This is a genomic window from Micromonospora sp. NPDC051296 (assembly GCF_040682255.1).
In the GTDB taxonomy this organism is placed as follows: Bacteria; Actinomycetota; Actinomycetes; order Mycobacteriales; family Micromonosporaceae; genus Micromonospora; species Micromonospora craterilacus.
The window spans coordinates 1-6,970 of record NZ_JBFBAO010000363.1; the positions used below are offsets into that span (position 1 = coordinate 1).

The following is a 6,970-nucleotide window of genomic DNA, read 5'->3' on the forward strand; positions in this document are numbered from 1 at the left end:
CCGGCCGAAGATGGCCGGCGTCGGCGGGTACGGCCGGTCGGCCTTGAAGATCAGCACATCCTCGATCCCGGTGGTGAGGTCGGGTCGGGCGTGGCGGGCCAACAGGCAGCGGAGCTCGTCGAGGGCCATGCGTGCGATTAAACCCCTGGCGAGGCGGTGCCCCCAACCAGGGCGGGATGAATGCGGGGCCCGGGTCACGCACCCGGTCGAATCGGGCAGGATCAAGATAGACTTCGCGACTTTTGGGCAAGCCGCTACCGGTCTTGGACTGGTTCCATGTGTGTTCAGGTGTCCGGCTGTGCCCGAGGAGCAGAGGTGACCGACGAGCAGCGCCGCCAGATGCGGATCGGCGTCAGGCTCTTCGGCCGCCACGCCGAGCTTGAGCAGCTTTCCGATTTCGTGACCGGCGTATGGAACCGCGGCGATGCGTGGCTGATCCGGGGTGAGCCCGGCGTCGGCAAGTCCTCCCTGATCGCCGCCACGGCGGAGCTCGCTCTCGCGGCGCAGATGCAACTGTTACGGGCCTCCGGGTCGGAGTTCGAGGCCGACGTCAGTTACTCATGCCTCAACCAGTTGCTCCTGCCGGTCCACGCCGACCTGGAGCGCCTTCCTGCCGGTCCGCGGGAGGCCCTGGCGGTGGCGCTCGGCTTCCGTGCCGGTCCGCCGCCGGACGCGTTACTGGTCTGCAACGCCGCTCTGCTGCTGGTCAGGGCGGTCGCCGCCGATGTACCGGTGGTCCTGCTCGTCGACGACATCCAGTGGATCGACCGGGCAAGTGCGGTCGTGCTCAGCTTCGTCGCCCGTCGCCTGGACGGTTGCCGGGCTGGCCTGTTGGCGTCCGCCAGGACGGGGACGGCGAGCCTTCTTGATCCGCGGGGACTGACCGAGATCGTCGTTTCGCCGCTCGACGACGAGGCGGCCGGGCAACTGGTCGACGCCACCTTTCCGCAGCTGACACCTCGGATCCGGCAGCGGCTGCTGGACCTCGCCCAGGGCAATCCGCTGGCCTTGATGGAGTTGCCCTCGACGTTGGTGGGTGCCGTCCACCGTACGACGGCGCGACCGGAGGTGGTGCCGCTCAGTGAGCGGCTGCAAGCGATGTTCGCCGCCCGTATCGCCGAGCTGCCGGAGCCGACCCGCCAGTTGCTGCTGCTGGCGACGTTCGAGGGCACCGGCGACATCCGGGTCCTGCGCGCCGTCCCCGACGATCAGCCTGGTCTTGCCGACCTCGCCCCGGCGGAGCGGGCGCAGCTTGTGCGGGTGGATGATGCCACCGCCCGGATCGCGTTCCGGCACCCGCTGATCCGATCGGCGATCGTGGCGATGTCCACCCATGAGGAGCGGCGCAGCGCGCACATCGCCCTTGCCGACGCACTGCGCGGGGACCAGGAACGCCGGGCCTGGCACCTGGCGGCAGCCGCCGTCGGACCGGACGAGGCGGTGGCGGAGTTGCTCGAGGACGCGGCACATCGCGTCATGCTCCGAGGGGACGCGTTCGCCGCCGTCGCGGCGCTGATCCGCGCCGCCGAGCTGAGCGTGACGAGTTCTGGCCGGGGCCGGCGGCTTGCCGAGGCCGCGTACATCGGTGCCGAGGCCAGCGGCGCCATCGACGACGCGAGGACGCTGCTGACCGATGCGCGCCGCGCAGCGCCGGACGGCACCGGTTCCCTGCACGCGGCCAACGCGGCGGCCTTCCTGATGCTCAACGGCGACGGTGACGTGAACACCGCGCACCGTCTCCTCGTCGGGGCCATCGAGACCGGCGACCACGGTTACCGGGCCGAGGATCCTGCGCTGATCGAGGCCATGCACACGTTGCTGCTGTTGTGCTGGTACGGCAGCGCCCCCGAGTACTGGGCGCCGTTCTACCAGGCACTGGGTCGGCTGCGACCGCAGCCGCCCGAGGTCCTCGCCCTGGCGAGCAGGACCTTCCCTGACCCCGTGCGCACCGGGGCGTCGGCGCTGCCGCGGATCGACGCGATCCTCGATTCGCTGCCGGACGACGCCGATCCGACCCGGATCATGCGGATCGGCACGGCCTCGGTCTACCTGGACCGCCTGGCCGACTGCCGAGAGTCGTCCTGGCGGCTCGTACAGCACGGCCGGGACGGGGGGCCGCCCCGGCGGCATCTCGGTGCCCTCATGCACCTGTGCCTGGACGACTACCTCGTCGGCCGCTGGGACGAAGCCGAGGAACTCGCGCGGGAGGGCCAGCGGGTCTGCGTAGCGAGCGGTTTCTCGTTCTTCGCGTGGTACTTCCGGTACAACCGGGCGATCATCGCCGCCGGCCGGGGTCGCTTCGACGAGGCGTACGCCCTCGCCGACGAGATGAGCCACTGGGCGCTCCCCCGCGGTGTGTCGGCAGCCGCGTTGTTCGCCCACCACCCGCGCACCCTGGCCGCCCTGGGCCAGGGCGACTGGGATGGCGCGTTCCGCCATGCCGCCGCCATGAGCCCGCCCGGCGTGCTCACCTCACATGTGCCGCACTGCACCTGGGTGATGTTCGACCTGGTCGAGGCGGCGGTCCGGACCGGGCGGACGGTCGAGGCCAGGGCGCACGTCGAGGCGATGCGGTCCGCCGGTGTTGCCGCGCTGTCGACCCGGATGGCGCTCATCCTGGCGGGAGCGGAGGTCCTCGTCGAGGATGACGAGGCGGCGACGGCGCGGCTGGAGGAGCTGCTGGCCTCTCCGGCGGCGGAGCGATGGCTGTTCGAGGCGTCCCGGATCCGGCTCGTCCTCGGCGAGAAGTTCCGCCGGGCCAGGTCGGCGTCCCATGCCCGCCGGCACCTGCTGGCCGCGCGCGACGGATTCGTTGCCATGGCTGCCACGCCGTGGCTCGAACGCACCCATGCCGAACTGCGCGCCACCAAGTACCGGCTCACCGACGTACCGTCGGGTGGTCCGCTGGCCCTGACCGCGCAGGAACTCCAGATCGCGCAACTGGCGGCAACTGGTCTGACCAACAAGCAGATCGCCGAGCGCCTGTACCTGTCGCACCGCACTGTGGGTGCGCACCTGTACCGGATCTTTCCCAAGCTCGGCCTCGCCTCGCGCGCCGGACTCAGGGATGCCCTGTCGCCCGGCCCTGATCCCCGGTAGCCGGCTCCGGTCGGCGAGCCCCGGAGCATGGCGCACTGAGGTCGGCGGCCTGTGCCTCCTTCTCCTCGAGCAGCCGTTCCAGCAGCCGTCGGGTGGTGGGATCGTCGTCGCCGACCCAGCGCACCGCCTCCTGCAATGTCTGGACGAGGATCCGCGCCCCGACCAGGTCCTGGGTCACGATGCCGGCGAGGTCGCCGTCGGGGAACGTCTGGAACGTCACCCGGGAGCGGCCGGCCAGGTGCTGCGGATCGTGGTCGGCGGCGAACCCGAGCTGCCGGATGCGCGCCGCGAGCAGCCGCGCACCCGCGCGGTCACGGTCGGCGCAGGCGTGGAGGAACTGCGCGATCGGCCGATCCGACGGTGCGCGGACGAGCAGCGCGTGCTGCTCGTGTTGCAGCGACGACACGAGCAGGCTGGCCAGCAACACGTTCAGTAGCCCGGCTACGGCCGTCAGCTCTGCGCGGTTCGACGGTGTGACCGGCCCGTCGTCCAGGTCGAACAGAGCCCGATCGCGAACCTCGCGCGTCCGTACTGCTGGTGGCGGCGGTCCGGCGTGTCCCCGCTTGGCAGGCCTCGTCATGCATTCGATGGTCGAACGCCGGTCACCGCCGTACATCTGTCAAACGACCTAACGGCCCCACCACAGCGACCGGCGATCCGCCGCACCCGCCCGCAGCCCGGCCACGCAACCGGACCGGCTCGGCCTGCCTACAAGCGGGGGGCCAACGGACCGGGCTGGCCGCCGGTGACGCCGTCAGCCTGCCAGGCCCTGTGTCGACGTCCTCGGCTCGACCGAGGACTTCGACGCAGGGCCTAAATCGAGCGGTCGCGGCGACCCGCAAAGTCGCAGACAGATGACTGATGAGCGCGACCGGGCCACGCCGAAGAGTGGAGCACACCCCAGCCGAGCCAGCCCCCGCCGAGATCAGGCGAGCTCAACAGGATCGAGGAGACATACCGCCATGACTGTCAACCACGGATTCCACGCCGTCATGACCGCGCAGCCGGGCCGCGGTGACGAGCTGGTCGCATTGCTGCTCGACGCGCCGTCGCTGCCGAACGAGGACTGCGTCGTCTTCCTGGTCAGCCGCTCCGGCGCGAACCCGGATGTCGTCTCCGTCGCCGAGGGCTGGACCAGCCGGGAGGCGCACGCCCGGTTCTTCGCCGCCGAGCAGGCCCAGGCATTCGTCGCGCAGCTCCAGCCGCTGCTGGCCGGCGAGTCGCACTACACCGACGCGGTCCCCGTCGGCGGCAAACCCACGTTCTGAGCCTCCACCACAACCACTGACGCCTCAGGAGCCGACCATGACCCTGACCCGACCCGGCATCGATCCCGAGCTGCGGACGCTGCTCGCCGACCTGCCCCTGTCATCCGAACTCAGCCCCGAACTGCTCGCGCAGATCCGCCAGCTCCCCTCGACGCCGGTGGACACCCTCCTCGAGCGGCGCGCCGTCGAGCGGCGCGAGGTCACCATTACCCGCCCGGACGGCGCCCAGATTCCGGTGTCGATCTTCAGCCCGCAACGGACCGACGGCTTCACGACGGCGCCCTGCGTCTACTGGCTGCACGGCGGCGGCATGGTCATGGGAGACCGCTTCTCCCAGATCGACATCCCGCTCGAATGGCTCGACCGCTTCGGCGCGGTCGTGGTCACGGTGGACTACCGGCTGGCGCCGGAGGCCACCGGCACGACCCTGGTCGACGACTGCTACCACGGCCTGCTCTGGACCGCTGAGCACGCCGCCGGACTGGGCATCGACCCCGCCCGCCTCATCGTCGCCGGGATCAGCGCCGGTGGTGGCCTCGCCGCCGGCGTCACGCTGATGGCCCGCGACCGCGGCACCCCGGCCATCGCCGCCCAGGTTCTGATCTGCCCGATGCTCGATCACCGCAACACCACCACGTCGAGCCGGCAGTATTCCGGCGAACCGGGTGTGTGGACCCGCGAGATGAACGAGTTCGGGTGGCGGTCGGTGCTCGGTGACCTTCAGGACGCCGACGTGCCCGACTACGTCTCGCCCGCCACGGCCGAGGATCTCTCCGACCTGCCGCCCACCTACATCGACGCGGGCACGGCGGAGGTCTTCCGCGACGAGGACGTCGCCTACGCCAGCCGCATCTGGGCCGCCGGCGGGCAGGCCGAACTGCACATCTGGGCCGGCGGCTTCCACGGCTTCGACGCCCTCTTCCCCCGCACCCGCGTCTCCGCGGCGGCCCGCCGCACCCGCAACAAGTGGCTGACCCGGCTGTTGTCCGGCCTCTCCGCCGGCGAGCGGCACGCGGTCGGAACGAGCACCGCACCATGACCGCCCTCGCCGCTACCCAATCCAACCCGGCCGCCGCGCCGTCACCAGCGGCGGGCAGCGAGGACCGTGCCGCGTTCCTGCGCGAGTTTCTCCGCGCCCCGTTCACCGTCGCCGCCCTCACCCCCAGCGGCCGGCCGCTGTCCGAGGCGGTCACCGCGACCGTGCCACGCACCGGCGAGCCGCTGGTCGTGGAACTCGGCCCCGGCACCGGCGCGTTCACGGCGGCGATCCAGCAGCGGCTGGCCGGTCGCGGGCGGCACCTGGCCATCGAGATCAATGCCCGGTTCGCCGAACGCCTCGTCGCCCGCTACCCCGGGGTCGACGTCGCCGTCGCCGACGCCCGCGGCCTGCGCGACATCCTGAGGCAACGCGGCCACGACCGCGCGGACGTGATCGTGAGTGGGCTGCCCTGGGCCGCGTTCACGCCGGGCCGCCAGGACGACCTGCTCGACGCGGTCACCGACAGCCTCGCCCCGGACGGCGCGTTCACCACCTTCGCGTACGCGCACACGCGGTGGGCTCCGCCGGCCCTCCGGCTGCGGCGCATGCTGCGCGCACGCTTCGAGGAGGTCGTGCACAGCCGGACGGTATGGGCCAACGTGCCACCGGCCTTCGTCTACTACTGCCGCCGACCCCGCACGCCACTCCCGACCTCCGCCATTGGGTCGACGAACGAACGGGTGAGTCAACCATGAAGATCGCCATTGTCAGCGGTGCCAGCTCCGGGATCGGACAGAGCACCGCCGTTCAACTCGCTCGACGCGGTACCGGGGTGATCCTGACCTACCACGGCAACCAGGCCGGTGCGCTGGAGACGGTCGCGATGATCGAGAAGGACGGCGGCGCGGCCGTCGCGTTGCCGCTGGACGTCGGCAACACCACGGCCTTTCCGCCCTTTCGTGAGGCCGTCGCGGCGGCACTGCGCGAGACGTGGCAGCGGGACACCTTCGACTTCCTCGTCAACAACGCCGGCTTCGGCCAGCTGGCCATGTTCGAGGACACCACCGAGGACATGTTCGACACACTCATGCGAGTCCTGCTCAAGGGCCCGTACTTCCTGACCCAGACGATGCTGCCGCTGCTGGCCGACGGCGGCGCGATCGTCAACACCACCAGCAACGCGGCCCGACACTCCGGTCTGGAACCCGGCTACTCCGCCTACGGCAGCCTGAAGGGCGCTCTGGTGGTGCTGACCCGCTACCTGGCCAAGGAGCTCAGCACACGCGGGATCCGGGTCAACTCCGTCTCGCCCGGCTCCACCCGCACCCGCATCGCCGACAACGCCTTCGAGCGCTTCCCGGAGGTGATCCCGGGCCTCGCGGCGAAGACCGCCCTCGGCCGGCTCGGCGAACCCGACGACATCGGCATGTTCATCGCGGCGCTGCTCTCCGAAGAATGCCGCTGGATCACCGCTCAGGACATCGAGGTCTCCGGCGGCTACAACCTCTGAGCACCCACCGGTCAGGGGCAGGGCGCGGCATCGCCTTGCCCCTGACCGGCAGCTATCATGAGCCCCCGCTGGTTCGACAAGAGCAGCGGGCAGCATCTCGCGCTGGACACCGGC

Annotated in this window: 6 protein-coding genes; 5 read left to right on the top strand and 1 reads right to left on the bottom strand. The window is 71.1% G+C overall.

The features are described 5' to 3' along the window. The first annotated feature begins 180 nt into the window (after positions 1–180). Complete coding sequence (locus tag AB0M52_RS27965; protein ID WP_363959720.1) at positions 181–3,099, top strand: AAA family ATPase; 2,919 nt, start codon at positions 181–183, stop codon at positions 3,097–3,099. Here AB0M52_RS27965 and AB0M52_RS27970 read toward each other — a convergent pair. Further along, positions 3,062–3,679, bottom strand: a complete 618-nt coding sequence (locus tag AB0M52_RS27970; protein WP_363959723.1) for a ferritin-like domain-containing protein — start codon at positions 3,677–3,679, stop codon at positions 3,062–3,064. The genes AB0M52_RS27965 and AB0M52_RS27970 overlap by 38 nt on opposite strands. A gap of 382 nt (positions 3,680–4,061) precedes the next feature. Here AB0M52_RS27970 and AB0M52_RS27975 point away from each other — a divergent pair, with 382 nt between their 5' ends. From AB0M52_RS27975 to AB0M52_RS27990, 4 genes are read left to right on the top strand one after another with little or no spacing between them, the layout of a single operon-like run. Next, the gene (locus tag AB0M52_RS27975; protein ID WP_363959726.1) at positions 4,062–4,367 is read left to right on the top strand and encodes an antibiotic biosynthesis monooxygenase; all 306 of its coding nucleotides are present in this window, start codon (positions 4,062–4,064) and stop codon (positions 4,365–4,367) included. A gap of 37 nt (positions 4,368–4,404) precedes the next feature. Beyond that, positions 4,405–5,406 carry an alpha/beta hydrolase gene (locus AB0M52_RS27980; RefSeq protein WP_363959728.1) on the top strand — a complete coding sequence of 334 codons (1,002 nt, stop codon included), beginning with the start codon at positions 4,405–4,407 and terminating at the stop codon, positions 5,404–5,406. Then, the gene (locus AB0M52_RS27985; RefSeq protein WP_363959731.1) at positions 5,403–6,101 is read left to right on the top strand and encodes a methyltransferase domain-containing protein; all 699 of its coding nucleotides are present in this window, start codon (positions 5,403–5,405) and stop codon (positions 6,099–6,101) included. The genes AB0M52_RS27980 and AB0M52_RS27985 overlap by 4 nt, the downstream gene beginning before the upstream one ends. Beyond that, a complete protein-coding gene (locus tag AB0M52_RS27990; RefSeq protein ID WP_363959734.1) occupies positions 6,098–6,856 on the top strand; it encodes an SDR family oxidoreductase in 759 nt (252 codons plus the stop codon). The genes AB0M52_RS27985 and AB0M52_RS27990 overlap by 4 nt, the downstream gene beginning before the upstream one ends. Positions 6,857–6,970 lie beyond the last annotated feature (114 nt).